We start from the raw sequence: 26,414 nt of genomic DNA, 5'->3' as shown, positions 1-26,414 counted from the left end.
ATGTAAACCTACATTTTTGCTATTGGGCGGTACATTTCGATTCCCCTAAATCTCCCTTAACAAGGGGGATTTAGGGGGATTTTTAAGGGGGTTGGGGGAATCTTTGCCTCTTATCCCTCATGACAGCACCAATTGCTGTATTGAGGAACATGCTACAGGATAGGGGAAGGGAACAGTCAAGCGGGAAGAGACAAAAAGCAAGAGGAGAAAATACCAGAGAGATGATGTATCTTTTAAGAGCAAAAAGGAAAATAAGATGACTGTGTTTAATGTTTGGACTGGAGTTATAATACAATCTCAAGCAGGGCGATCGCAGAGATTTATAGCAAAAATAAGTTTTAATTGTAGTTTTTGATTCACGATCGCCGCCAAAATTGGTACAGAAGTAAGTCAAGTCAAGTAGGTCGATGACGATCGCATAAATTTATAATAGATCGGAGAATATAGATCGGAGAATTGCAAGCTAATTGGTCAGTGTTAGGAGCAATTGTCATGTTAGAAACTCTTGCCGTTTTTATCTTGGGGATCGCCCCACCTCTGTTTTCGTTGTGGGTCATGCGAAAGGCGCAAGTTAGAGCGCGTGAAAATTTAATCCGGGCTAGAGAAATTCCCGTGGTTAGAATTCCGGGGAGAACGCCTTTTACAGGCGATCGCCGTTATCTCGAAGGAATTGGAGAAGTGACCGGAGATCCGACCTGTCAATTTAACGCGCGTTCGGCTTACATTCGTTGTGCGGTCAATCCAAGTGGTCCGTGTCGGGACTGTCCTCATTACCAATCGCGAAACTCGGAAGCGAAAAGTAAATTTTAAAAGTGTAAAACAAATTCAAAACTGAAAAATAGAAAATGAATAACCGGAAATGACCGGATTCGATTTAATTATCCTGACGTTCTATTTAGTCTGCGTGGTAACCGTTATAGCGCGGGCGATCGCCTCCTTATTCGTACACCAAATAATGATTCGTTTCGATCGCCCCTTTCTCGAAAAGCAGCTCGAAACCCAGCAGCTCAAAGGGGCGATCGAAATTGACGTGAAGCTAGAAAAAAGATACAATCTCGACGAATTCAAGTTTTTAGAACTCAAAATTAGTAACAAAAGCGATCGCGAGCTTTATATCGATTGGGATGCGAGTGCGGCGATCGATTTGGAGGGGCGATCGCACCGAATTGTTAGGATTATTCCCGGGATGACTTTAGATTTACTTTCTCCCCAAGTCAATAGTGTCATTCCCGCCAAACGCACCTTAGTTCAACCGATCGCCAGCGAAAGCAGTTTGCGGAGAAACTCTGAAAGTTCGCCCCTCGCTATTGCCCGCACCTTTGTCGATTTTTCCAAACTCAAACCCGATCGAAAAGACGACAAAAAAAAGAATCGATCTCAGCCGAAGTTAGAAATATTTTATTTTTATTTATCTTTGGCTTTTCGCTTTGCGGCGAGTGAAGTCTCGACGATCGCCCCCCGTCCAATTCCCTTGAGCTGTCAGTTTGTAGTCGAACCGTTACCGTGGACGGAAACCCTACCGTGGAGACAAGAAAAAGAAAAGAGAAAATAGACGTCAAAATCGCGCGGAGTCAACCCGGCGGCGATCGCCGCGATCGCGCCATCTAAGATTTTCAATTCATACCCGTTGAATAAAATCTGAAATCTGAAATCTAAAATCTGAAATCTAAAATGGTATAAACTAGAAATCGGGAGAAAGTAAAAGTAGGTGGTTGCAGATTCTCAAACATGGGGATCTGAGGAAAGTCCGGGCTTCCGAAAGACCGAACTTGCTGGGTAACGCCCAGTGCGGGTGACCGTGAGGAGAGTGCCACAGAAACATACCGCCGATGAAGCAAGAACGAGCTCGGGCGTCGTCTTCGGGCGTCGTTTTCCGGATTCTTGCTAACAGGTAAGGGTGCAAAGGTGCGGTAAGAGCGCACCAGCAGCGTCGAGAGGCGCTGGCTCGGTAAACCCCGGTTGGAAGCAAGGTAAGAGGGAACTAAGGTTGGTCTTTTCCCGGTTCCCGTTAGTAGAGCCGCTTGAGGCGTCTGGTAACAGGCGTCCCAGATAGATAACCGCCCTGTGCTTCCCTCGGGAAGTGCAGAACAGAACCCGGCTTACTCTTTACTTTCTCTCGATTTTTTGACGATCGCGATCGTCGAATTCGGGGCGGTTTTGTTTCCCGGACGACGATTTCCACATAGATTGTGCTGGATATGACTCTAAATCATCCCCAACGCCAAAGGGAACTGGAAAAACTCATCCAAAAATTGGGGCTTTCCCCTCAAGATCCGATCGACTGGCAGTTGTTAGATCTCGCCTTAATTCATCCGAGTTTTTCGTCGGAAATGAATTACGATCGCCTGGAGTTTGTCGGGGATGCAGTGTTGCGGATGGCGGCGGCGGAATATCTCGACGAACGCTATCCCGATTCCAAAGTGGGCGAATTGGCTTCGATTCGATCGCTGTTGGTGAGCGATCGCATGTTAGCGAAAATTGCGGACAACTACGGATTAGAGCGCTATTTACTGCTCTCTCCGGGGGCGGCGGGCGATCGCAACGGACGACAATCGCGCTTAGCCGATGCCCTGGAAGCAACCTTAGGGGCACTCTATTTAAGCACCCATTCTTTAGACCTCGTTCGCCCGTGGTTAGACGAACACTTCAAAGAATTAGCCGAACAAATTCGTTGCGATCCGGCCTTGCAAAATTATAAAGATGCCTTGCAAGAATTGACCCAAAGCCGCTATCAAATGCTGCCGGAATATCGCGTCCGCGAAACGAGTACAGTTCACGCCGATCCCCAACGGTTTCAGGCTGAAGTGTGGTTTCAAGGAACCCGTCGCGGTTACGGACAGGGACGGACGAAAAAGGCGGCAGAACAGGCGGCGGCGCGGATGGCGTTCGTGGAAATGCAACAGGCGCAAGCGCTTCCGTCTTAGGCGAGAACGGGCGTTGCGATCGCAAGGTAACGTCCCCACAGTTCACTTACTCGATGTTAGAAGATGTCCGATCGATCGATTTCCATCGCGATTTTAGGTGCGGGGCGCTGGGGAGTTCACCTGATCCGCAATTTTGTCCGTCATCCGCGCACGCGAGTGGTGGCGGTGGTGGATCCGCATCCGGAACGACTGGCTGAGGTGCGATCGCGCTTGGATGAGGACAGTTCCGTGTTGCTGGCGACAGATTGGCAACAAGTTGAAAAGTTGAGGGTTCTCGATGCCGTCGCGATCGCCACTCCCGCCTCGACCCACTACGAGTTAATCCTGAGCGCCTTAAAGCGCAACTGCCACGTATTGGCAGAAAAACCCCTCACCCTCGATCCGCGCCAGTGCGTCGAACTCGCCGATTTAGCCCGCCAGCGCGATCGCCGCCTGTTCGTAGACCATACTTACCTGTTTCATCCCGCCGTTAGCGCCGGAAAAGAGGCGATCGCCCGGGTCGGGTCCCTCCGTTACGGCTATGCGACCCGAACCCACCTCGGTCCGGTCCGGGGCGATGTCGATGCCTTGTGGGATTTAGCCATTCACGATCTGGTCATTTTCAATACCTGGCTCGGTCAAACCCCGGTCAGCGCCCGCGCTACGGGTCAAATTTGGCTACAGCCCCAGATGACCGAAGCCGATGCCGTTGCCAGGAGTTTGTACCCCCAAGGACTCGCCGATTTAGTCTGGGCGACGGTGACCTATGGGAGTGGCTTTCAAGGGTGCATTCACCTGTGCTGGTCGAATCCGGACAAACAGAGACGATTGGCAGTCGTCGGCGATCGCGGGACCTTAATTTTCGACGAAATGGCCCGAGAAGCTCCCCTAACCTTCAAGCGGGGCAGATTGGAGCGTCGGGGCGATCGCTGGAGTCCCGACGACGAAGGCACGGAAATCATTCCCGTAGGGACTGACGAACCCCTCGCGCAAGTGTGCGATCGCTTTGTCCGATGGATCGACGATCCCGCAGCGATCGCCACCTCCGACGGTGCCTTTGCTGCGAAATTAGTTGAAATTCTCAATGCCTTAACCCTTTCCCTGCAAGAAGGCGGGCGCGAGGTCTCGATTTCCTAGTCGCAGATCCTCCCGAGGAGTCACTTCGCGAACGACCGCTCGGATCGAGCCGTCAACAACGCGATCGCCTCTAACTCTCCTCCGGTCTGACCCCGGACATCGTTCTCAACTCCGGGGAATCGAGACCGTCTTGGGGGCGATCTTCTCCCTCAGACCAGATATCGAGCAGGGGCAGACTAATTTCAACGGTCGTTCCTTGACCGATTCCCGGGCTCGACAGGGCGATCGCGCCGCCCATCAACTCGATCAAATTGCGAGAGATAGCCAATCCCAGACCCGTTCCGCCATGTTTGCGAGTTTTAGTCCCGTCCACCATCACGAAAGGTTGGAACAGCTTTTGCTGTTGGTCCGGGGCAATTCCGATCCCCGTATCCTGGATACTGATAACCACCCGTGAAGATTTCGACCCGTCGGCGAGATCGTCACCGTTGTGGGTCTGCGCCGTTTCCTTGCGCGTGGAGATCGAGATCGTCCCCGTGTCGGTAAATTTAATCGCATTACCGATCAAATTGATCAGCACTTGTTTGAGTTTGGCCGGATCGGCTTCGATCGTCAGGGGTTCGGTCGATTCGGTCACCGTCAGTTTGAGACCTTTTTGTTGAATCGGTTCTTCTTGAATGTCGATGACTTCCTGAATGATTTTATTAACATCGACAGGTTCGATCAGAACTGAAAGGGTTCCGGCCTCAATTTTAGAAATATCGAGAATATCGTTAATGATATTTAACAGGTGAATCGCCGCATCGTCGGCCCGTTGCAGAAATTCGATTTCCTCATCGCGATCGTCGCAGCAGTCGTCCCGTACCAGGCGAATGCAACCGATAATTGCATTGAGGGGAGTTCTCAACTCGTGGGAAATGGTCGCCAAAAATTCATTTTTTAGTTGATTGGCCGCCTTTGCTTCCTTCCAGGCGCTTTCTAGTTCTTCGGCCCAGGCTTTGAGGCGATCGACCATCACGTCGAGGGCTTCCGCCAAGCGATTGAACTCGCGAATCCGCAGATTGTGGGGGACGCGATCGCTCGTCGAACGGCATTGGATATTTAAGGCATAATCTTGTAATTTTTCGATCGGCAGGGCTAAATCCCGCGTCAGGTACAAAGTCGCCAGTAAATTAGCCGCCAACAGGCCCAGAATGAGGGTAAATAAGACTTGTTGAATTTGCTTGAGTCCCGCGAGGGCGCTGTCGAGGGGCGTCACTGCCAAAATGATCCATTTCTGCTCGCCACCGCCGTGACTCAAGGGGCTAGTGATGGCGGTATAGCCGCAAATGAGTTCGACTCCCGCTTTGTCCAAGCCGAACAGGTGAAGGAAGTCCTGCCGTCCGGAAATGGCATTGCGGACGATGCTTTCGAGGCGTTTGGCGTCTTTTTCTTGTTTGATGTTGCGTCCGACGCGATCGGGGTCGTTGGCATGTTCGAGAATGGTGCCGTTTTGGTCGATGACGACGGTGTAGCCCGTCAGGGAACCGGGTTCGAAGCGGCGATCGCTGGCGCGCTGTCCCAGGCGCGATTCGATCGTCAAAGCGTAATCGGGGGTTCCCGGGGTATCCGGGGCGTACAAATAGCGATCGCTCGCGTACACCGGAGCGTACAGGCGCAAGCGCAACTGTCCTTCGTTGACAGGTTCGCCGGATATTAGATCCGTCCCCGTATTGGGGGGGTCTTCTTCCGGCAAAAAAGTCGTCACCCGTACTTTAGAAATCGGATTGCTCGAAGCGTCGGGAGAGTGCGACCACCAACTTGTCTCGATACTGCCGAGAGGGCGATCGCCGCAACTGCTGGCAATGATGCGATCGTTATTCAAATCGCGCAATTGAACGCACTGAACTTTCGTCGGCAACTGCTCGGCCAATCGCTCGACAAAAGCTTGCGATTCTTGAGGCGAACCGGATTTGAGGACGGCAGTTTCGCTCGCCGTCAGCAAGTTGGCTTGTAGGGCTTGAATCGAAGCTTCGATGCTTTCTCCCTTCCGAATCGCGCTTTCGGTCAAATTTTGGCGGGCCGTTTCGAGCAAGCTAGAACGGGCCTTGCGATAGGTAACGTATTCTCCCAAAAGCAATACAGGTACGCTCAATAGGAGAATTCGCGATAAGAGGATGCGACGAAACGAGGATTGACCAGGCTTAACCATAGGAAGTTTCTAGGCGATAATGATGCAAGCCCCAAGTGCAACAAAAGTTAATCCAACATCGTAAATTGAGATCTGTTTTCCCGACTTATGTTACTGCTTATGTTACAGCGATGTGGGCAAATGTTGCCAAAACAATGAGGCTGTCACCGAATCGGAGATCGAGCAAAGACGAGTAGATTTTGCACTCAATCGAGTGACCCTGACTGGCAGTGGAGCAACGTTGGGCAGTCGATTTTTAAAATTTAACAAACATTAACAAACAGAAGAGATCGCAGGGAATCCGAGTCGAGTGCGCGAGTGGATGGCGAGTGGGGTGAGCCAAGGCGAGATCTCAGCCAGAGGCTTCAGGCGGCAGGTGTTGGCTCAATTCCCCTTTTCTTCGAGTCGGTCGATTCCCAACCCGGCTCAGTGCAAGTCTACAAGTGCTTTAAAAAGTTTAGACTTTAAATGAAATAATTGGTGCCTGGAATCTATCTCTGTGACTCGATCGCGATCGTAGGAAGGGACAAGCCCCCCGGTATGGGAACGCTGCCGAGGCGATCTCGACGCCCCCCTCGATCTTCGTACTGGCTGTTTTCCATCTTAACTGGTCAGCCAGAATACACGGATATTTCAGTGAAAATTCCAGTTTATCTTCGCTCGAATTCTACGGTTTACCGTGGCGATCGCCTCAAGGGGAACTATCCCTCGACCCCCCACCTTTGAGCGGAATTGTTACCTTCGGATGACGCCGACGACCGATAAAAACTGGCGACGATCGCGATCGCCAACCACCATAAAATATTGATTTGCGGACGATACCAAACCGTATCCACCAAACCGTGAGCGAGCATCCCCGCGACGATCGCCAGGGCTGCCATCAGCCAGTACCCTTGAGGGTCGGCGCGATCGCGCAGGCGGTGCAGTTGTACGATTCCTTGATAAATCGTGACGGAGATCGTCCACAAGAGCGCGAATAGGCCGATAAACCCCATTTCGACCGCAGTTTCGAGGAAAATCGAATAGGCGCTCAAGGCCGTGTATTTCGGGCGCATGTAGAGGGGATAAATTTTGTTAAAGGCATTATTCCCCGGTCCGATCCCGATAATCGGGCGATCGCGGATCATCTCGAAGACCGCTTCCCAAACATTGATCCGGAAATTATTGCTGCTATCTTCCCGTCCGGCGAAAATCGTCGAGACGCGATCGCGGATCGGTTCGACCAGCGCCACCGCCAAGACGATCGTGGCGGCGGTCAATCCCAACACCGCCGGAACGGCCCACCCTCGCCATTGCTCGGGGAGGCGCACGCTCCACCAGTCTACAAACAATAGGGTTAAAACGAACAGGGCGACCACCAAGCCGATCCAGCCCCCGCGACTGAACGTGAGGATTAAACAGGCTCCGTTGACCGCCGTCATCGTCACCGCCAACGCTTTCGGCAACGTGCGGCGCCACATGAAGATCGCCGCCACGCTCAACATGACGGCGGGTAAAAGATATCCCGCCAATAGATTGGGATTGCCCAAATAACTGTAAACCCGGGTCACCTCGGAACCGGGGGAGTTCGGATCGCTCCAGGTTGCCGAAGCTTCGGCGCCGAAAAACCACTGGCGCAAACCGTAGACGCTGACGATCGTGGCAACGTGCAGGTAAACCGCAATTAACAGCGATCGCACGCGCGGCGATCGCAGTACCCGCGCCATCAATAAAAACAACACCAGATAGAGCGTTAACTTAACCCAGCCACTAAACGCCGCCTGCTTCACCGGGGACATCGCCGTGGCGATCGTCGCAATTCCCCAGTAGAGAAACAGCATCAAGTGAATCGGCGTAAAACCGCTCTCTCCCGAGTCGGAAACCGTCAGCAACGCCCAATAGGCGCCCGAGGCGAGCAGCAGCACTCCAATTAAGGTGGTGGAAACGAACGGCCCGAGGACAAACGACAAGGCGACCAAACCGACGGCGATCGCCTCGGCCCACTGCATCAACCAACTTCCCGCACGCCAATCGCGCAGCCAACCGACGATCCGATGCAGCCAACTCCCACTCGCCCAACGATCTAAGGCCAAATCGGACGAAAACGCTACCAGAGGCAGAAAGACGCCGCCCATTCGGTCGGCCATCCATCGAAATGAGGACCACACGTTACTCAATCTCTTCTCCTCAAACTACGGTGCTAACAATACGTTGCAATAACATTACTTCAGCCGGAACCCTTCTGTTAAGGGAAAGGACTGACTAGCGCCGTCCTCAGTTCGACTCCTGCATATACCACGGTTTATATATTTTGTCAACCCTATCGCCTAGGAAATTTCCTCAACGTTCCTCGTGCGGGGCAGACTCAACACATATCGATAGCCCAATTCCGAGGATCCTTCAATGGAGATCGTCCCCCCGTGCAGTTCGGCGAGGTCGCAACTGAGCAACAAGCCGATCTGTTCGTGGCTGGCTTCGTTCACCGTCCGTCGCGCCGCACTCTCGGGGGCGATCGCGCCGACCGTCGCTTCCGAGTCCGACACCACCCCCTCCGAAACCGCTACGGCAACGGGACTGGGACTCTCCCCAGTAACCAGGGAACAGGAAAACAAGTCAGGGGGAGGCAAGCCCTCATCCAACCAAGGATGAGACAGCCACAGGGCAATTTTCAACCGATCGCCCTTGCGCGAGACGTGAACGCGCACCACGCCGCCGGGATTAGCCACTTGAATCAACTTAAACAGCAGGTGGTAGAGAATTTGACGGACGATCGTCTTATCCAGGCGCCAAATGCGATCGCCCGGTTCCACGGACAAGTGAATTTCTTGATCCCGTCGTTTGGCGATCGCATCGAGTTGGTCGATCGCCTGCTGGCAGAGCATTTCCACATCGACGGCAATCGGATTCAACACTCCGATCGCGTCGTCGAGCTTGCGCAAAGCCAGAATTTGATCGATTAACGACAGTAAATATTCACCGCTACTGTAAATGATATTGAGATATTCTTTTTGCTTCGGTTTCACCGGCCCGTAAACTTCCTGATTGAGAACTTGAGCCATCCCCATCATCGTCGTCAGGGGATTGCGCAGTTCCTGGGTCAGAAATTCCAGAGCTTTGAGCTTCAACTGAAACAAAGTCCGTTCGGAATTAGCCCGAGTCCGCGCCATGCAACCGAGACCGATTCCGAGAGAACGTCGCCGTTCCACTTCGCTCATCATCCAGCGAGCAGTCATTTCTAAAAACTGAATCTCGGAGATTCTAAAAGTACGCGGCGCCAGATCCATCACCGCCAAGGTGCCGACACAGCAACCGTCGCTGGCGTGCAAGGGCAATCCTAAATAGGCGCGGATCCCGTAGTCGCGAACCCAACTCAGCCGCGCCAAGTCCGGATCGCTCGCCGTATCGCGAATCGCACAGACTTGCCCGGTTGCCACAGTCCGATTGCTCAACGAATCGGCTCGGGCGATCGCGTATTCGCCGTCGGCGTGGGGGGGCAGGTCGAGTTCGTCCAACCCCACCCCCGCCCGCAAATATTCGCGTTCGCGATCGACAATACCGACCGTACAGATCGGAATGCCGAGAAATTCCGCAGCTTTTTGGGTAGCCTCTTCAAAAATCGGCACGATATCGGCTTCGAGCAATCCCCATCGCTCGATCGCCGCCAGTCGTTGCGCTTCCAAAGGGGAAACGGTCTCGCGACGGACACGAGTAAGGTCAAGATGTTCGGGAACTCCCATATTTTTCTTCTGCGATCTACAGCCCAAGCGGTCAGTTGGAGTACGGCGATCGCACCCCAGATCCGTTGTCCGCACCCTAGATGGCCGCATCCTCGCCATTGGATTCAAATTAGTTTCGATCGCCCACTGTCCTACCGCTTGGAGATCGGAAAACGAGGTCGTCTGTTCCCCCACCTCTTCTCCCGGTGTGGTCGAAAGCGCAATCTATGCAATCCGCCGATCGAGGGATCTCAATGGTGCGCGATCGCCTCCGAGGGGGACCCTCCTCGGGAATGACCCGAGGGATGCACCCCCAAGCGCGCGATCGCGTCTTGTTATATTCTTTATTATTCCCAGGCGGGATGGGAGAGCAAGCGTTCGATGACTCTAACGCCGCGCAACTGATTCGACAGAGGCAGGTGACCTTTGGGAGCGCTCAGATCCCAGGTAAACCCATTCGGATAGCGCGTCCAGTGATTGCCCTCTTTCCAGCCAATTTTCGGCCACATTTTATCCCAATTTTTGCCGACCCCCAACCAAATTTCGCGTTGGACGGAAAATCCGAATTTGCCTTCGGAATAAATGCGCCACAGCCGATCGAGGGTTTGCAGGGCGTCGCTGGGAATGCGATCGACTTCGGTAAAATACAGCCATTTTCGCTCTTGCGCAGCGTCTCCGGCCAACTGACACAAGGTTTGCACGGTCAAGCGGTCGGCTTCCTGAAACTCCAGGGCCGCCAGGTGAGTTTGGACGTCGCGAAAGGCGATCGCCCCGTCCCCGTCTAAGGGAATCAATCCGTCCGGAAAATGGCTCTGTAAAAATTCTCGGGCACTGGGAACCTCGGCGTTATAAAGCACTTGATACGCTTTTCCCGAAGCTACGGTCGGTTCGGCTGGTCGCCGTTCGAGCAGAAACCCTTGCAACAGTTCCAAACCCGCTTCGCCCGCTTCTGAGAGCTGGGCGATCGCCTGGAGTTGCGTTTTTTCAGAGGTCGATGTTAATTGGTTTTTCAGTTCGTTTAAAGCGTTGTCATTGTCTAAAGCTGGGGAAGTCGTCGAGTCAGTCATAAAGCCATTGAAATCGGGTTGCTACTTAGGGGTTGCGCTCGAAAATTCAATCTCGGGCATTGGGGAACAGGCTCTACCCGTCGCGATCGCCGCTCGCCGAGGATCGCTTGGGGAATCGAGTTGTCCGCTACGCCCTCGATCGCATTTTGGCGCTTGGGTGTTATTCCCATTCTCCCACTGTGGTTCCCTCTCGATGGCTCCCGCGTAAAATTCCCTCGACGATCGCCGTGGTCGAACGGGGAATCTCAATGGCAATCAATTCGATCCGACCTCCATATTCTAAAACGGTAGGGGCTTCGGGGAGGCGATCGCGGTCGTAATCCCCTCCTTTGACGTAAATCTCCGGTTTGAGGGCGGCGATCGTCCGAATGGCGGTCATTTCTTCAAAAATGACGACTGCATCCACGACTTCGAGGGCGGCGAGAATTTCCGCCCGTTCGGCTTGGGGGACGAGGGGACGGGGCGGGCGACCGGGTTGAGGAGGTTTGAGGCGACTGACCGAGCGATCGCTGTTGAGTCCGACGACGAGCGATCGCCCGTAGTGTTTGGCGGCGGCTAAATAGCGCACGTGTCCGGCGTGTAGGAGGTCGAAACAGCCGTTGGTAAAAACTAAGGGTCGCCAGCGTTGCGGTTGCGCGGCGATCGCCTGTTGTAGGGCCGCTAACTCGTAAATCGAACTGGGATTAGGACGATCGGTTTTCGGGTTCGGCTGGGGGTCGGTATCCATTTTCAAAGGCAAATCGTACCAGTTGGGCGCGGTTTTCGACGTCGAGTTTGCTCAAAATGTGACTCAGGTGGGTTTGTACCGTGCGCGGACTGATAAACAGGCGATCGGCGATTTGTTTGTTGGTGTAGCCCTGAATCACTTCCCAAAATACTCGGGCTTCGGCGGGGGTTAACGGGAGGGGTTCGGGTACGAAGTCTTCGCTGTTTTCCTCCCGCTCTTCTCGGGGGACGGAGGATTCCCCCGAACCCAAGGGGTCATTCCCGTTCGCCGCCAGTTTTTGGCTGGAGTGCCCGTCGCCGTCGATTTTGGCGGCTGCGGAGGCGATCGCTCCCGAAATTCCGGCGCGATTGGTCACTTGTTGCATCAAGCGAATCATTTCCGCATGGATCCGCCGCGATCGCTCTAACTGGGCTTCGATTTTGGCCACCAGTTCTAAGGGCTCGAAGGGTTTGATCACGTAATCGTCGGCTCCAATGGAATGCCCTTCGATGCGATCGTCGAGATCTCTTTTACTCGATAAGAAAATAAACGGCACTAACTGCCCCGAAGGACTCCCCCGCAACCGCCGACAGAATTCAAATCCGTCCATATTCGGCATCATCACGTCCGACACGACCAAATCGGGCGGGGGATCTCGCTGGAATACTTTCAAGGCTTCGGTTCCCGACCCCACGTCCTCGACTAAATATCCCTGGTTTTCCAAATGGCGTTTCAACACCATTCGCAAGGTTCGGTCGTCATCAACGATTAAAATTCGTTTCATCTGATTGGGCCACTGCACCTACATTCTGGCTAAAATCTCTTTTTAACTTGCAAGCCTTCTGTGGAAAAACAACGCTGCGCCATCGATTTGATATCAATTGAACTGGTGAACTGGAAATCATTCCCCTCAACCAACACGGCAACCCGCCCCTGAGTTTTGGCGAGGCGATCCTCCCTCTCTAGTCTGCCTTACTCAGGCCGCCTCGCCCAAGGTTTCGATCGCCCACTCTGGTCTTCGATCTTTATCTGTAGGGGCGTCGTCTGAAGAAATTAGCATCGGTTTGTCTATTCTGCTTGCACCTTCCACCCCCATTCTCGGAGATCGACGATCGCCACTGGAGGGCGATCGCCAGCTTTGCGCCCTCAAGCTGTAGCATTATTGTTTCTAATAGCTTTTCTAAAATTAACTTATTTCTCGATCGCCCCTTCTGTATAGGTTCTCCCCGTCCCAATGGCTAGGGGCGATCGCCCTGGCGCTCCGGTTCAGCAATTTGGCGGATGTTTTTGCTCGGGTCGCCCTGCCATACTCGGATCGATGCACCTCGACCAGTCAAAATTTCGCTTTTTGATGGAAATGCCCTTGATGTTTGCGCTCTTTTTCACTTCGCTACCGTGCCGACGCTCCGGCAAAATTTCCTTCAATTTCACTCTTTTAGCCTGTTGGTTTGGGTGCCATTGCGATCGCGATCGATCCTTGAGCTTCGCTCGGATAACTGTTCCCCTAAATCGGGGTTGACCTCAGCAACAAGGCGATCGCGATCGCCCAACTTCTCCACAAGCTTCTACCCCATTCTATTACACTCTCAATTCACTCCCGATTCCCCCTTCCCACGACCAACAGCGAGCGCGATCGCGAGCCAACTTCCCCTCCCGAGAACAGCTACTCAAACTCTCAAAACTTCGAGTCCCTTCTCGCGCGATCGCCTGACGAACTCTACCCTCTATTTTCCCGCTCCTTCTTTCCGTACGAGCCTTGCCTTTCTCCCCTTCATCTCTTAAATTCCTCTCCCTCTTTCCCCGGGAGTTGTTGATATTAAAATAAATCGAGAGAACTGTAAACCCACCTCCTTTTGGGGAACTCTGGCTTTGTAACCGATAAAAATAGAGTGCTGCAACTCACCCGATCGTTTTTATCCCTACTCCACCGATTTCGATCTCCAACGGATTCCTTTCTAAAATTACTTCGTAGCCGAGTGCTGTTTCAAGCCTCGGCTCTTTTTTATTTCCCCTGAAATCTGCCTTCAATTTACATCCCTAAATAAACGGCTTTCTTTGAGGCCAAACCTCGGGGTAAACACTGAAACAAAACGAATCAAATTGGCGCAAACTGAAGCGAGAAAAAAAATTGACAAATGACATCCGTATTTCCACGGATATCCCTCGACCTTGCCCAATCTTTACATAAGAATCCAGTTCTATATAGCTTCAATAAAGAATGCAATAAGGGGATGACAAGGGCATCGAAGGAGTGACATACTGAATCCAACAAGCGAAAACAAGTGAAGTGACGGAGCTTAAAGCTCTACATCTCCACCCGCCATAGATACAATTATTTACCCGAATCCAAAAGGGTAGCATCCTAAGTAAACAAGAAAAACTTAACTGACCAAAAGAGGGGTTGCCAATGTCTTACTTACCGAAACGTGCCATGAGTGCCAAAACCGTTCTGACCACTGCTGGATTCGCCCTTGCTTCCGCCGCATTCCTCGCCGCTCCTGCGAAAGCCGATGAATTAACCGTCAACCTGAGCGACGTTACGAATAGCAATACCGAGAACTATCCCACCGTCGAGATTAAACTGTCTGACGACGGTATGGCAGAAGGTACCGTTGAAGTTACGGTCAACGTGGTTCCCGGATCGACTGGGTACATCGGCGACCTGCGTGGCGTGTTCATGAATCTGCCCGGTGGAGCGACCATTACCCCCGTTTCTGGTGGACCGATCACTGCTATTGAAGGTACGGCCAGCGATTTGGGTCGTATCGGTAACTCTGCCAAGTTGAATGGTTCCGGTGCGTCGTTCACCTCCGGTATCGAAATTGGTTCGCAAGGAATTTCTGGTGGCGATGACTATCGAACCGTGACCTTCCAAGTTTCTGGCGTCAGCCTCAGCGACTTCACCAGCGATACCTTTGGCGTCCGCATGATGAGCGTCGGCGACCCCAATGGTTCTCGTAGTTTGAGCAGCAAAACCTTGGGTACGGCTCCCGATACCGTGGTCGTGACCAACCCCGGAGATGGCGGTAGCGAACCGGAAGAACCCGTGGTTGAAGAACCCAATGTTGGCGAACCGGAAGGCCCGGTGGCTGAAGAACCCGGTGGCGGTGGCGAACCCGTTGCAGTTCCCGAACCGACCACGATGGCTGGCTTGGCGCTCGGTTTCGGTGGTTTAGTTGCCGCCCGTCGCCGCAAAATGAACAAAGACGCCTAAATCTAGTCTTGCCATAAGTCTGAACTGAATAGCGAGAGTCCCAATTGAAGAGGCGAGAAGCGTGTAAGAGCTTTTCGCCTCTTTCACTATTTTGGTGTCGCTATTTTACGATCGCCTCTAGTCCCCAGAGACAGCATAACTGCAGAACCTCGGTTGTTTGTAAACGATCTTTCTCAACCCGGATAGATCTGGTAGCCTACCAAAGAAAGATCGGCTCAGCTTAAACTCAAGTTAACCTGCAGTATGTACGACAAGATTACTCCTCCCACAACGGGCGATCGCATTACCTTTGAAAATGGCGAACCCATCGTTCCGGACAACCCCATCATCCCTTTCATTCGCGGTGACGGGACGGGGGTGGATCTGTGGCCCGCGTCTCAAAAGGTCTTCGATGCGGCGGTACAAGCGGCTTACGGCGATCGCCGGAAAATCACCTGGTTCAAAATCTACGCCGGGGACGAAGCTTGCGACAAGTACGGAACCTTTCAATATTTGCCGGAAGACACCCTCAAAGCGATTACAGAATACGGCGTCGCCATCAAAGGACCGCTTACCACCCCCATCGGCGGCGGGATTCGATCGCTCAATGTCGCCTTGCGCCAAATCAACGACCTCTACGCCTGCGTGCGTCCGTGCAAATATTACAATGGCACCCCGTCGCCGCACAAAAACCCGGACAAACTCGATGTCATCGTCTATCGCGAAAACACCGAAGACATTTACCTCGGGATCGAATGGCGCCAGGGGACGCCGATTTGCGACAAAATTATTGAAATTCTCAACAACGAACTGATTCCCCAAACCCCGGAACACGGCAAAAAGCAAATTCGCCTCGACTCCGGGATCGGGATCAAACCGATCAGTAAAACTGGGTCCCAACGCCTGGTTCGGCGGGCGATTCAGCACGCTTTACGCTTACCCAAAGCGAAGCAACAAGTCACCTTGGTGCATAAGGGCAACATTATGAAATACACCGAAGGGGCTTTTCGCGATTGGGGCTACGAGTTGGCGACGACGGAATTTCGTGGCGAATGCGTCACGGAACGGGAATCTTGGATTTTGGGGAATAAAGAACATAACCCCGATCTGAGTATCGAAGATAACGCCCGCAAAATCGAGCCGGGTTACGATTCGCTGACCCCGGAGAAAAAAGCGGAAATTTGTAAGGAAGTCGAAACCGTACTCGATGCGATTTGGGACAGTCACGGGAACGGACAGTGGAAAGAGAAGGTCATGGTCAACGATCGCATCGCCGACAGTATCTTCCAACAAATCCAAACCCGTCCCGACGAATATTCGATTTTGGCGACGATGAACCTCAACGGCGACTATCTCTCCGACGCGGCGGCGGCGGTGGTCGGCGGTTTGGGAATGGGTCCGGGGGCCAATATCGGCGATACTTGTGCCATTTTTGAGGCGACCCACGGAACGGCCCCAAAACATGCGGGACTCGATCGCGTCAACCCCGGTTCGTTGATTCTGTCGGGGGTGATGATGCTCGAATATATGGGATGGCAAGAAGCTGCCGATTTAATTAAAGCAGGAATTGCCGGGGCGATTTCCAATCGGGAGGTCACTTACGATCTGGCCCGCTTGATGGATCCTCCGGTGGATCCACCGTTGAAGTGTTCCGAGTTCGCCGACGCGATTATTAACCATTTCCACGATTAATCGAGGAAAATCTCGGGATGGCGGTTCGAGGCGATCGCCTCGAACCCTTTTCTGTTATGGATTGGAGAAGGTGTTGATTTCGCCGCCGCCGATGTAGCGTCCGGGAATCGGACGGGGGACGCTATACGGTTGGGGAGGTTGAATCGGTTGTATTGTCGGATTCGATCCGTTGGGACTGAGGTTATAGGGATTGGTCGGTGTCGGGTTATTGGAGGTCGATCCGGCGAATCCTTGGGAAGGGGTCGGGTTGGAATAGCCGGGAATGCTGGAGTTGGGGCGATCGGATCCGTAGAAGTTATCGGGAAGGGTTGGCGAGGTTTGAGGGGTGGTGGGATTGGCGATGGGAGGACTCCCCGGATCGGCGATCGCGTTTGGAGTTAAATTATTTTGCATTAAATATTGATAGGCGTTCGTCGGCGTGTCGGGTACGATCTGTCCGGGTAAGTTGGGGGTCGGATTCGTCACTCCGGTGATATTGGGGTTGGCGTTCGGGGTGGCGAAGTCGATTTGTCCGGGTAAGCGAGGAACGCCGTAGGTTGGGGTGGCGAGGTTGGGAGTTTTTCCGGTGTCGGTCGCGGTGGCGGCGTTGGGTTGGCGGGGGTTGAAGTTGCTGGGGTTGGGATTGGCGATCTCCGTCGAAGGGTTGGCGGGGCTGGATTGAGGCTGCAATACTCTTAAAATGGGTTCGTCCGCGAACGAATCGATGGCGCTGCTGGAAGTGCTGGCGCCAGTTTGGGGGCGGTCGGCGCTTGAATTGTCGTTATTGCCAGCATTATTGGGATTACTGACATTAGAGGGATTAGTGCTGGCGTACTGTCGGGCGATCGCCGCTTCTAAAGCACTCATGGTGACGCTATTGGCGCGATCGCCGCTATTGCCATTGCTGCCATTGACGCCGAAGACAGCATCTCCTGTCAACCCATTATTATTCGCTCCATTATTGGCGATCGTCCCGGGTTGCAACGATCCCAAACCGTTGTTTAAATCGCCATTCAAATTGCCAAAATTATTCGTCGTCCCAACTCCTTGACCCGGTTGTGGTTGACGGGGAACCTCAACTGTTTTTGGTTCTTCTTGCTTCCGAGATTCGGGAACTTTGGGTTTAATATTTTGCGTATTGAAGGTAATGCCTTCAGGGGCGATTAAAGTATCTAATTCTGTATCCGACCCGGGGGATTGAGTTGCCCTCTGGGTTTCTACCTCGGCGCTTTGGGTGGCTGGTTCTTGCTCTCTAACGGACGCTTCTGGCAGTCTTTGACTCTCTTGAGGATTTTCGACAATTACGCTTCCTTCCGGATTTTCCGTTGAATCTGGAGGTGCTTCGTTGGTAATTTCAATGTTAAAAAAGCGTTCGGGATGGTAAGAAAATTCCCAAGTAAACACGCTTAAAAAGCCCAAAACGACAAGCGAACCCCAGACGATCGGTTGTTTTAAGGGTCGCACTCGGGCGCGAAGGTTGCGAAGGGCGGTTGGTTGGTTTTTTCGATCGGACATAACAGGTAGTGTAGCGAAGGCTAACACGAGTAAAGATCGATCGGTGGCGATCGCCGTGAGGGACACTCACTCAAATGATTATTTTTTCGGGGGCGGAACTCTCCCCACTACATCCCTGACGAAGGTTGAAATTGCTATCAATTCATTCAAAGCTCGATCGAATATAAATATAGATCGAATCAAAACACGATTGAGATTTCAGTTCGAGGGTGCCAATTTAGGTTTATTTTTTATCTGGCTGCCAGTTAAAAATTGCCGAGGGATTGGTTCGACGCGATCGCGCGATCGCTTTTCAGACAATGACAGCCGCTTTCGGCTACAACGGCTCGCTTCAACTGAGGCTAATATAGCCTAATTTGTTTCTATTGTAACTGAGGCTGACATGCTCGGCGATCGCGGATCGTGCAACGGCGGCGATCGTCTCTTATCGCGAAGCTCGCACTAACAAAATCGTGCCGACTCCCAAGCCAATCGCTATCGGTAACCACCCGGCGAGAAACGGCGATAACAGATCCGCTTGTCCGAAGGCATTCATAATAAAAGCGAGTAAATAATAGCCAAAAATAATAATAATACTCAAGCCAAAACTGGTGGCTTTACTCGCCCGTCGCGGACTGATTCCCAAGGTGGAACCGACCAAGCCAAATACGACGCAAACAAAGGGTAAAGCATATTTTTGTTGAATTCTAACCGCGAGTTCGCGAATTTCATCTTCATCCCCTCCTTGAGAAATAATTGCGAGTCGTTCTTTCGCTTGAGCAATGCTCATTTCGCCATAGTCTCGACTGCGCGAGGCGAGGTCTAAAGGGGTACGCGGCAGTTGCAATTCTTGGTGCTCGAAGCGCACGATATTGCGATAAGAACCGTCCGGCGCAATTAAATAAATGGTTCCGTTAAAGAAATCCCAACTATTTTCGGCAAAATTCCAGGTGGCGGATTCTGCGGACACGATTTGATTGAGTGGTTCTTGGGAGCGATCGAGAATAGTCAAACCTTTCATGCGTTTGCCGTCGAATTGTTCCGCATAAAATAGCCGTTTCATGACCGTAACGCGATCGCCATTTTCTTGCCGAACTTTATCGTATTCCGTATGAATGATATTGCGTTGTTTGAATGGGGGTTTTTCTCGTCCGAGCGCTCTTTCTAAGGTCGTGGCGGCGCGGTAGTTGGCCGCCGGGACGACTAATTCATTAAAGGTAAAAGTAATGCCCGTGACTAACAAACTCATGAACACGGCAGGGAGAACCAAACGATAAACGCCGACCCCACAACTGCGTAAGGCGACGATTTCGCTATCTCCCGATAAACGGCTGTAGGTCATTAAAGTCGCCAACAGCACGGACATGGGGAAGGCTAAAACAATAAAATCGGGCAGTTTGAGTAAGAAAACTTCTGCGGCAATTTCGAGGGGCAAGCCTCTTTCGGCGACCCGGCGAATCAAGTCAAATACGGTGCCGATGGAGATGCCGACGGATGAAAAAGAGCCTACTCCAAAGAGGAAAGGCCCTATCAATTGGCTGGCGATGTAACGATCCATGACGGACAATCTCAGCAGCCAGCCGCTAAGAGATTTAAAAGGCTTGAACGTGCTAGAGGTCATTTGAGACGGGTGAGGAGTGCGATTTTAGTGGAAAGGGAGCGCTTTTAACATGGGATCGAGTTCTCCTAAGTTTTTAAAAGAATCGGGTTTAAAATCGGGGGGGAATTCAAGCTTGAATTTAAGCTTGAATTTAAGCTTGAATTTAAGCTTGAAAATTAAGGGGTGAATAATAACGGGTTGAATTGTGGTTTACTATAGCTGAAATTTGTCCCCTAAATAATATTGGCGCACGAGAGGATTGCTGTAGAGTTCTTGAGGGGTTCCCGAAGAGAGGATTTCGCCGTCGTGCATGATGTAGGCGCGATCGACGATCGCCAGAGTTTCGCGAACGTTGTGGTCGGTAATTAGAATTCCCATTTGACGATCGCGCAATCGGGCGACGATTTGCTGAATTTCGGACACGGCGATCGGATCGACCCCCGCAAACGGTTCGTCGAGTAAGAGAAATTTCGGCCCTTCGACGCCGGAAGCCAAAGCCCGCGCCAACTCGGTGCGCCGTCGTTCCCCCCCGGAAACGTAAAGCCCCTTAGTTTTGGCAATCTTGGTCAACCGAAATTCTTCGAGGAGATAGTCGAGGCGGTGTTGCCATTCCCACGGGGGAACTTGGGTCTGTTCGAGCACCAGGCGGATGTTGTCGCTGACGGACAGATGGCGAAAAATACTCGGTTCTTGGGCGAGATAGCCTATTCCGAGGCGGGCGCGTTTTTCGATCGCCAAACCCGTAATCTCGATGTCGTCGAGCCAGACCGCCCCTTGTGAGGGCTTTTCCAACCCGGTCGTAATATAAAAGGTGGTCGTTTTTCCCGCCCCGTTCGGACCGAGTAAGCCGACAATTTCCCCACGGGAGACCGACAGGTTGACGCGCTTGACGATCGCCTGTTTCCCGTAGGATTTATGAACGTTTTGCAGTACGATTTTCACAATTTTGCGGTGACCCTATCTCCTTGGCTAACTCCCTTGGGGTTTAGGGAGTGGCTGGAGGGGCGCCCGCCGAAGCATTGGGGGCTTCGGGATCGGTGACGAAGTAAATCGATTCGACTTGCTGATTGGCTTCGGGGACGGCGATAAAGCGTCCTTCGTCGATCAGGTAGGTGATTTTCTCGCCGCGAATACTGTTGTTGTCTTGCAGGACGTAAGCATTCCCGGTCAGGACGATCCGCCGTTCGCGACTGAAGTATTGCGCTTGGGTGGCGGTCGCTTGCATGTTGCGCGCCGGGTAGTTGATGCGGACGTTACCGCGCGCGGTGACAATTCCGGTGTTGGAGTCGGCTTCTTGAATGTCCGATCGCACCCGCAAGGCCCGACTGTCGGCGGGATTGCCGGAGGTTTGAGGATAGGTCGGCGAGGCGATCGCGCCGAGTACGACGAAGGGGACGGCGACCCCCAAACCCAAGCGTACGATCGGTGAGGAACGGAACGAAGTCAGTGACATCATAATCGCTGGTGAGTTCGGCAACTAGAGAAGTTACAGAAAAAAGGAGGAACTCTTGGTAGTTTACCCAATCCTCCGCCCTGTCGATCCGGATGGAGGCAGAGAAGGGGGAGAGTTTTGGTTTTTAGAGTTTAGATTTTTTTAGAGTTGAGAGTTTGGAGTCAGAACATAGATCGAGGGGGTACCTGATTGCTGTCACTGATGTTGTCCGATGGTTGGGGGTTGGCGATCGCTCTAGTCTGCAAGCCGCAATCTGGTTTGGCGTTTCCAAACGGGTTCGATGAAAGATCTAAAGTCAATTCGCTTACTCGTTCGAGACGGGCGATCGCCGGGGGAAGTTTCCCCGCCAGCAAGCTAGCGCCCGATCTTAGCAAATTTTGCCGAAGCGGTGCGTCGTCAACCGAGTCTAGATCGGGTTGAACGGTCAACCTCCCACGTGCGAATCTGGTCGAGGTCGCTACTCCGACCGTCCGGGAGGCGATCTCGGATGGAATTTGAACGCGATTCGAGATCAGGTATCAATTCGATAGCGGACTAAGGATCGAACGGCTTCAATGGATAACCCTAATTCTTGGGCGATCGCGGTTTCGATCGCCCGATATTCGGTCACGGGAAACTCAAATCGCAATTCAGTTAATGCGGAGTTGGCCGTATTGACCTGAACTTCGGTAAAATTTTCGCTTTGATGGATTTCCGCTTCAATATTAATAACGGTCACCTGCATCGACACGCGAACGACTTCTTCCGTATCGGCTTGCACTTCTTCGGTGGTCGGATAATCGTTACTCAACAGGCGATCGCTCGCCCAACCCGTGCCCACCCAAAATGCCAGTCCGAGTAAAGGTAGGGGCAGCAAAAATTCCCAGCCCCAGGACGACAAAGACTTTAAATCCAACTTTGCCAATCTCTCACCTCCGATCGGTGTGCTTGTTTGAACCCCACTCCCCCCTGTTATGAGACTATTACTCGTCGAAGATGACCCGGAACAATTAGAACCGATCCAAACCGCCTTGTCTCAAGCCGGACATATCGTCGATGCGATCGGCGATGGCGAAACTGCCGGGTGGTTGATTGGGGAAAAAGACTACGACCTGTTAATTCTAGACTGGATGCTGCCGAAAATGAGTGGAGTCTGTCTCTGCCAGCACTATCGATCGCTGGGTAAAACCTCGCCTGTATTGATGTTGACGGCGAAAGATACGACCGCCGATAAAGTGATCGGCTTAGATTCCGGTGCGGACGATTACCTGGTCAAACCTGTGGATTTGGTGGAATTGCTCGCCCGAGTGCGCGCTTTGGGCCGTCGATCGCCCCTGTGGCAGGGAGATAGTCTTTCTCTGGCGGATCTGCACCTGCACTTAAATACCCTTACCGTCGCGCGCGGCGATCGCCGTGTCGAACTCTCCGTTCGGGAATTCCAACTGCTCGAATATTTTCTACGCCATCCCCAGCAAATCCTCACCCGAGAACAGATCGAACTGTCGTTGTGGAGTTGGGGAAGCGAACCGGAAAGCAATGCAGTTTCCACCTTAGTCCGACGGCTGCGTCGCCGTTTGGAGGCGATCGCCGCCCATGACTGGATCGAAACGGTCTACGGTATCGGTTACCGCCTGCGCCCTAAATCATGAGGAACAAACAACCCCATGTTTAACCGTTCCCGTCGCAATTTGGCACGCTGGTTTACCCTGTCGATGGGCAGTATTCTGACGATTTTTTGTACGGTTCTCTACGTTTTAGAACTCCGCGATCGCCTCCATAGTTTCGATCTCGCCTTAGCCGACCGCGTGCGCGTGATGGCGTCTAGCGTCGAATATCGCTACCATCGCGGCGCGTGGCAGCTCAACTTACAACAAGTCCCCGTTCTCGGAACCAATGCCCTGCGCTTCAACCACAATATCGTTTATGCCCGTTGGTACGATCGCCACAAAAAATTAGTCCAGTTTGTCGGCGTTCATCCCCCATCCCACTTAGAAGCTGTCGCTGGATTTCGCACCGTTCGACCCGTCGATCGCGCCGATCCGTGGTTGCGTGAAGTGACTTTTCCGGTCTATCAACAAGGTCAACTCATCGGTTATTTACAAGTGGCGATTTCCCTCGCTTCCGTTCGGGAATTCAGCCGACAATTGGGATGGTTTTTAACGTTTGGCGTTCCCCTGGCGTTGGGGGCGATCGGCTTGACAGGTTGGGTGTTGGGCGGTTTGGCGATGCAACCGATTCGGGAAGCTTACGATCGACTCGGGCGCTTTAGTGCGGATGCTTCTCACGAACTGCGCGCCCCGTTGGCGGCGATTCTCAATAACGCCCAAGTCGGTTTGATGCTGCCCGTCGGCGACGGATCGCAACAGCAAATGCGCTTGGAAAAAATCGTCAATTTGGCGAAAGGGATGAGTGAGTTAGTCGGTCAACTGTTGTTTTTATCCCGCTATAGCGGACGGTTAAATTTTCAAAAGTTGCCCGCGATCGATTTACGGGAGTGGTTAACTCAGGTGGTTTCGCAATTTCAGGAACGGGCGATCGCCCAATCTCACCCCATTGATTTAAAAATGGGCGATCGCCCCCTCTTCGTCCGCGCCGAAGAAGACCTACTCCGACAGGCGCTATTTAACCTCCTCGATAATGCCTGTCAGTACAGCCCGCCGGATACGCCGATCTCGATTCGGCTTTACTCGAAACTGCGTCACGCGGCGATCGCCGTCGAAGACAACGGGATCGGCATTCCCTCCGAAGATTTACCCCATATTTTCGATCGCTTCTACCGGGTCGATCTCGTCCGCCGTCCCCAACACGGCAGTTTTGGCTTGGGACTGTCGATTGTCGCCCAAATCGTTGAAGTTCACGGCGGTACGATCGGCGCCGCGTCTGCGGGCGATCGCGGTACCACCTTCACCCTCGAATTGCCGATTTGTGCCGCTTCCCCCGCCAAAATCCATTGATTTTAGTGCCCGGCGCGGTCTGTCATTTTTCTGTCACTTTTCTCGTCCACACTCGTCAATGGCAACCCCCATGTCGATATCAAACTAAACCCCTTTGATATCAGCCTGGGTTGGGCGTATCTCGTGGAAGATGGAAGCTATAGCAGTCTGGTCACTCTTTTGCCACAAAAGCTTTCATCTTTTTAATCCGCCCGCGATCTCGCTTTTGCGTCGTTCACCATTGCGAGGCGAAAGCGAGATCGCTTTTCTCACTCCTTGAACTCTAGTTCCTATGCTTGAGGTGTGGGGTTGCCGACCTGGCGCGATCGCCACCCAGGGCGATCGCCTTCTCTATCCCCTACGACTTTCTCTGATTAAATTTCATGAGTTTTACCAGAGTTCCGTTATCCGTCGGCGATCGCATTCCCGGTTTTTCCTTACTCTCTCAAAATGGAGAACCGATCGACCCCGGGGATTTTGCGGGCAAACCGATGCTAATTTATTTCTACGGTAAAGATAACACGCGCAATTCTCGTATTTTACTCGCCCAATTTCAAAAAACCCTCACCCAATACCAACGCTTCGGCGTCGCGATCGTCGGTATCGGCATCGATTCTGTCGAATCTCACCGTCAACTCGCCGAATCTAGCGGCTTATCTTTTCCCTTACTTTGCGACCCGACTTTATCCACCTATAAAGCCTACCATCTCATCGAAAAAGCGGAGATAGAAGGTCAATCCTATTGGACTGCCACCCCCGCTATTTTTCTCACCGATACTAACTTTAGAATTATTAAAATCGATCGCCAAATCGACCCCCTCCTCTATCCCTACCAACTCTTAGCCGAGTTGCACGACTTGCTCGATCGCGGTTCCCCCCGCCACATTCTCCACCAAGCCCCGGTTTTATTAATTCCTCAAGTTTTTGAACCGGATTTTTGCCGTCACTTAATTCAAATTTGGCACGAACAAGGTAACGGCGAATCCGGCTTTATGCGCGAAGTAGACGGTCAAACTGTTGCTTTAATGGACTACTCCCACAAAATTCGGCGCGACCACTTTCTCGAACCGGGAGAAACTAAAGAAAAAATCAAAGAATTATTAGGTCGTCGCGTCACTCCCGAAATTTGGAAAGCCCATCGCTTTAATGCCACCCGCATCGAAGATTTTCGCATTGTTTGCTACGACGCCAGTCGCGGCGGTTATTTCCGCCCCCATCGCGACAATACTACCTCCGGAACGGCCCATCGTTGTTTTGCGATGACTCTCAATCTCAATGTGGGCGAATACGAAGGGGGATATCTGCGGTTTCCCGAATTCGGTCCCCATTTATATCGTCCCGAGACCGGATCTGCTGTTATTTTTTCGTGCAGTTTACTCCATGAAGCCACTGACGTTACCGCCGGAAAACGCTTTGCCTTACTGACGTTTTTCTACGGCGAACAAGAAGCCGAACGGCGCGATCGCTATCGCGAAGCACGAGAAGAGAAAGAAAAAGAAATGGCGATCTCCTCCCGTTGAGTCGATCTGAAAGTTCTCTACCATTTCTCTAAAAACTGAGCTAAAACTAAAATGGTTTGGCCAGTCTAACCACCGCCAAACCATCGACCTTTTTTAATGGGTTTTCTCAAGAGGTTTTAACAATTTTGGGTAAGGAGGGAACGGGCGATCGCCCCGGATCGAGTGGTTCCGAAGGGGACGGGCGATCGCCGAACAGGCGATCGGCCACTTCCGCTACCTTCTCCGGTCCCCTTGCTTGTAAATATTGCAAAATTGCGATACTTTCCAGCCGCAACTGTTCGACATTCACCTCATAGTAACTCGGCTGATAACCACTGAGGCGATTCACCCCTTCCCCTAACAAAATTGCCGCCCCTCGCCAATTATGATTACTTAAATGGTAGAACGATACGGCAATCTGGAGGATGCCTTGATAAAACTTTTTATCGACTTCCGGCGCTTCCATCCAGATCGCCTCTAAAGTATCGTGGCAGGCGTAGAACTCTCGTTGATTAAACTGTTCTACCCCCTGCCAAAACTGCTCGGGAATGGCTTCACTCATCGCCCTACATACTGTTACGAACCGCTTCGAGTTCTTCCATCGAAATTTCTTGGGCTTCCCCGGCGAAATCGTTATCGTCCGTCAGGAACAACATGCAGTGGCATTCCTTGCGTTCGCGCATGGGAATGCACGGGCAATTCCAGTAAGTCGCTTTGACTTCCGCTTCTTTATCTTCGTAATGGCGACAGGGACATAAAGGCGCACCTAAATCATCTTTATGCTTCGCCAAGCCTTCAATCACGACCGCCGTGACGGAGAGGTCGGCACAAAAATAAGTCCCGGTTCGTTTGGCATATTGTTGGGCGAATTGTTTCATCGCCTCTAGGTTTTTTTCGGTCGATAATTTGTTGGATTCATTAGAATTCATTGCAAGTGTTCTCCGCGCAATCCTATTTTTGGCATTGTACCGCAC

22 protein-coding genes and 1 other RNA gene are annotated in these 26,414 nt (G+C 52.4%); 10 read left to right on the top strand and 13 right to left on the bottom strand.

All coding sequences use genetic code 11. The features are described 5' to 3' along the window. The first annotated feature begins 492 nt into the window (after positions 1-492). The 5 genes from HCG48_RS14570 (at position 493) to HCG48_RS14550 (ending at position 4,040) form a co-directional block, all read left to right on the top strand. Positions 493-810, top strand: a complete 318-nt coding sequence (locus HCG48_RS14570; protein ID WP_168569810.1) for a DUF6464 family protein — start codon at positions 493-495, stop codon at positions 808-810. A gap of 49 nt (positions 811-859) precedes the next feature. Continuing rightward, the gene (locus HCG48_RS14565) at positions 860-1,552 is read left to right on the top strand and encodes a hypothetical protein (protein WP_168569809.1); all 693 of its coding nucleotides are present in this window, start codon (positions 860-862) and stop codon (positions 1,550-1,552) included. 142 nt (positions 1,553-1,694) lie between these two features. Next, an RNA gene (gene rnpB, locus HCG48_RS14560) (RNase P RNA component class A) lies at positions 1,695-2,118 on the top strand. 80 nt (positions 2,119-2,198) lie between these two features. Then, positions 2,199-2,924 carry a ribonuclease III gene (gene rnc / locus HCG48_RS14555; RefSeq protein WP_168569808.1) on the top strand — a complete coding sequence of 242 codons (726 nt, stop codon included), beginning with the start codon at positions 2,199-2,201 and terminating at the stop codon, positions 2,922-2,924. Positions 2,925-2,987: 63 nt separating this feature from the next. After that, positions 2,988-4,040: a Gfo/Idh/MocA family protein gene (locus HCG48_RS14550; protein WP_168569807.1), complete on the top strand. Its 1,053-nt coding sequence runs from the start codon at positions 2,988-2,990 to the stop codon at positions 4,038-4,040. A 70-nt stretch (positions 4,041-4,110) separates the two neighbouring features. Here HCG48_RS14550 and HCG48_RS14545 read toward each other — a convergent pair whose 3' ends face one another. The 6 genes from HCG48_RS14545 to HCG48_RS14520 form a co-directional block, all read right to left on the bottom strand. Next, positions 4,111-6,093, bottom strand: a complete 1,983-nt coding sequence (locus HCG48_RS14545; RefSeq protein ID WP_246259564.1) for an ATP-binding protein — start codon at positions 6,091-6,093, stop codon at positions 4,111-4,113. Positions 6,094-6,851: 758 nt separating this feature from the next. After that, positions 6,852-8,264, bottom strand: a complete 1,413-nt coding sequence (locus tag HCG48_RS14540; RefSeq protein ID WP_168571894.1) for an IctB family putative bicarbonate transporter — start codon at positions 8,262-8,264, stop codon at positions 6,852-6,854. Between the two features lie 192 nt (positions 8,265-8,456). Further along, positions 8,457-10,040 carry a GAF domain-containing sensor histidine kinase gene (locus HCG48_RS14535; RefSeq protein ID WP_168569805.1) on the bottom strand — a complete coding sequence of 528 codons (1,584 nt, stop codon included), beginning with the start codon at positions 10,038-10,040 and terminating at the stop codon, positions 8,457-8,459. Between the two features lie 152 nt (positions 10,041-10,192). Beyond that, positions 10,193-10,912, bottom strand: coding sequence for a GUN4 domain-containing protein (locus HCG48_RS14530; protein WP_168569804.1), 720 nt, complete (start codon positions 10,910-10,912; stop codon positions 10,193-10,195). Between the two features lie 160 nt (positions 10,913-11,072). Then, positions 11,073-11,639 carry an adenylyltransferase/cytidyltransferase family protein gene (locus HCG48_RS14525; protein ID WP_168569803.1) on the bottom strand — a complete coding sequence of 189 codons (567 nt, stop codon included), beginning with the start codon at positions 11,637-11,639 and terminating at the stop codon, positions 11,073-11,075. Beyond that, complete coding sequence (locus HCG48_RS14520; RefSeq protein ID WP_168569802.1) at positions 11,596-12,402, bottom strand: response regulator transcription factor; 807 nt, start codon at positions 12,400-12,402, stop codon at positions 11,596-11,598. The genes HCG48_RS14525 and HCG48_RS14520 overlap by 44 nt, the downstream gene beginning before the upstream one ends. Before the next feature lie 1,623 nt (positions 12,403-14,025). Between HCG48_RS14520 and HCG48_RS14515 the strand changes: the two genes are divergently transcribed. Together HCG48_RS14515 and HCG48_RS14510 are read left to right on the top strand one after the other, a co-directional pair. Further along, positions 14,026-14,832, top strand: a complete 807-nt coding sequence (locus tag HCG48_RS14515) for a PEP-CTERM sorting domain-containing protein (RefSeq protein ID WP_246259563.1) — start codon at positions 14,026-14,028, stop codon at positions 14,830-14,832. Positions 14,833-15,075: 243 nt separating this feature from the next. Further along, a complete protein-coding gene (locus HCG48_RS14510) occupies positions 15,076-16,503 on the top strand; it encodes an NADP-dependent isocitrate dehydrogenase (protein WP_168569801.1) in 1,428 nt (475 codons plus the stop codon). A 54-nt stretch (positions 16,504-16,557) separates the two neighbouring features. Here HCG48_RS14510 and HCG48_RS14505 read toward each other — a convergent pair whose 3' ends face one another. The 5 genes from HCG48_RS14505 to HCG48_RS14485 all read right to left on the bottom strand — a co-directional run bounded on the left by HCG48_RS14505 (position 16,558) and on the right by HCG48_RS14485 (position 21,924). Further along, entirely contained in the window at positions 16,558-17,997 is a 1,440-nt protein-coding gene (locus HCG48_RS14505) for a hypothetical protein (protein ID WP_168569800.1), read from the bottom strand. 424 nt (positions 17,998-18,421) lie between these two features. Next, positions 18,422-19,534 carry an LptF/LptG family permease gene (locus tag HCG48_RS14500; protein WP_168569799.1) on the bottom strand — a complete coding sequence of 371 codons (1,113 nt, stop codon included), beginning with the start codon at positions 19,532-19,534 and terminating at the stop codon, positions 18,422-18,424. Positions 19,535-19,789: 255 nt separating this feature from the next. Then, complete coding sequence (gene lptB, locus HCG48_RS14495; RefSeq protein WP_168569798.1) at positions 19,790-20,518, bottom strand: LPS export ABC transporter ATP-binding protein; 729 nt, start codon at positions 20,516-20,518, stop codon at positions 19,790-19,792. A gap of 43 nt (positions 20,519-20,561) precedes the next feature. Continuing rightward, a complete protein-coding gene (locus tag HCG48_RS14490) occupies positions 20,562-21,032 on the bottom strand; it encodes an LptA/OstA family protein (protein ID WP_168569797.1) in 471 nt (156 codons plus the stop codon). Positions 21,033-21,540: 508 nt separating this feature from the next. Next, positions 21,541-21,924 carry a hypothetical protein gene (locus HCG48_RS14485; protein WP_200669548.1) on the bottom strand — a complete coding sequence of 128 codons (384 nt, stop codon included), beginning with the start codon at positions 21,922-21,924 and terminating at the stop codon, positions 21,541-21,543. Positions 21,925-21,982: 58 nt separating this feature from the next. Between HCG48_RS14485 and rppA the strand changes: the two genes are divergently transcribed. The 3 genes from rppA (at position 21,983) to HCG48_RS14470 (ending at position 25,461) form a co-directional block, all read left to right on the top strand. Beyond that, positions 21,983-22,657 (top strand): two-component system response regulator RppA, encoded by a 675-nt coding sequence (gene rppA / locus HCG48_RS14480; RefSeq protein ID WP_168569795.1) that lies wholly within the window; start codon positions 21,983-21,985, stop codon positions 22,655-22,657. Between the two features lie 15 nt (positions 22,658-22,672). Beyond that, on the top strand, positions 22,673-23,962 hold the full coding sequence (locus tag HCG48_RS14475) for a sensor histidine kinase (RefSeq protein ID WP_168569794.1): 1,290 nt from the start codon (positions 22,673-22,675) through the stop codon (positions 23,960-23,962). 362 nt (positions 23,963-24,324) lie between these two features. Next, positions 24,325-25,461, top strand: coding sequence for a redoxin domain-containing protein (locus HCG48_RS14470; protein WP_168569793.1), 1,137 nt, complete (start codon positions 24,325-24,327; stop codon positions 25,459-25,461). Between the two features lie 106 nt (positions 25,462-25,567). On the opposite strand, the gene HCG48_RS14465 is transcribed toward HCG48_RS14470, so the two are convergent. Then, positions 25,568-26,002 carry a DUF309 domain-containing protein gene (locus HCG48_RS14465; RefSeq protein ID WP_168569792.1) on the bottom strand — a complete coding sequence of 145 codons (435 nt, stop codon included), beginning with the start codon at positions 26,000-26,002 and terminating at the stop codon, positions 25,568-25,570. A 4-nt stretch (positions 26,003-26,006) separates the two neighbouring features. Then, positions 26,007-26,369, bottom strand: a complete 363-nt coding sequence (locus HCG48_RS14460) for a ferredoxin thioredoxin reductase catalytic beta subunit (protein ID WP_168569791.1) — start codon at positions 26,367-26,369, stop codon at positions 26,007-26,009. Positions 26,370-26,414: the final 45 nt, after the last annotated feature.

It is taken from the genome of Oxynema aestuarii AP17, assembly GCF_012295525.1.
Taxonomy (GTDB): domain Bacteria; phylum Cyanobacteriota; class Cyanobacteriia; order Cyanobacteriales; family Laspinemataceae; genus Oxynema; species Oxynema aestuarii.
Note: the sequence above shows the minus strand (reverse complement) of the source record. Positions and strands in the feature narration are given on the sequence as shown.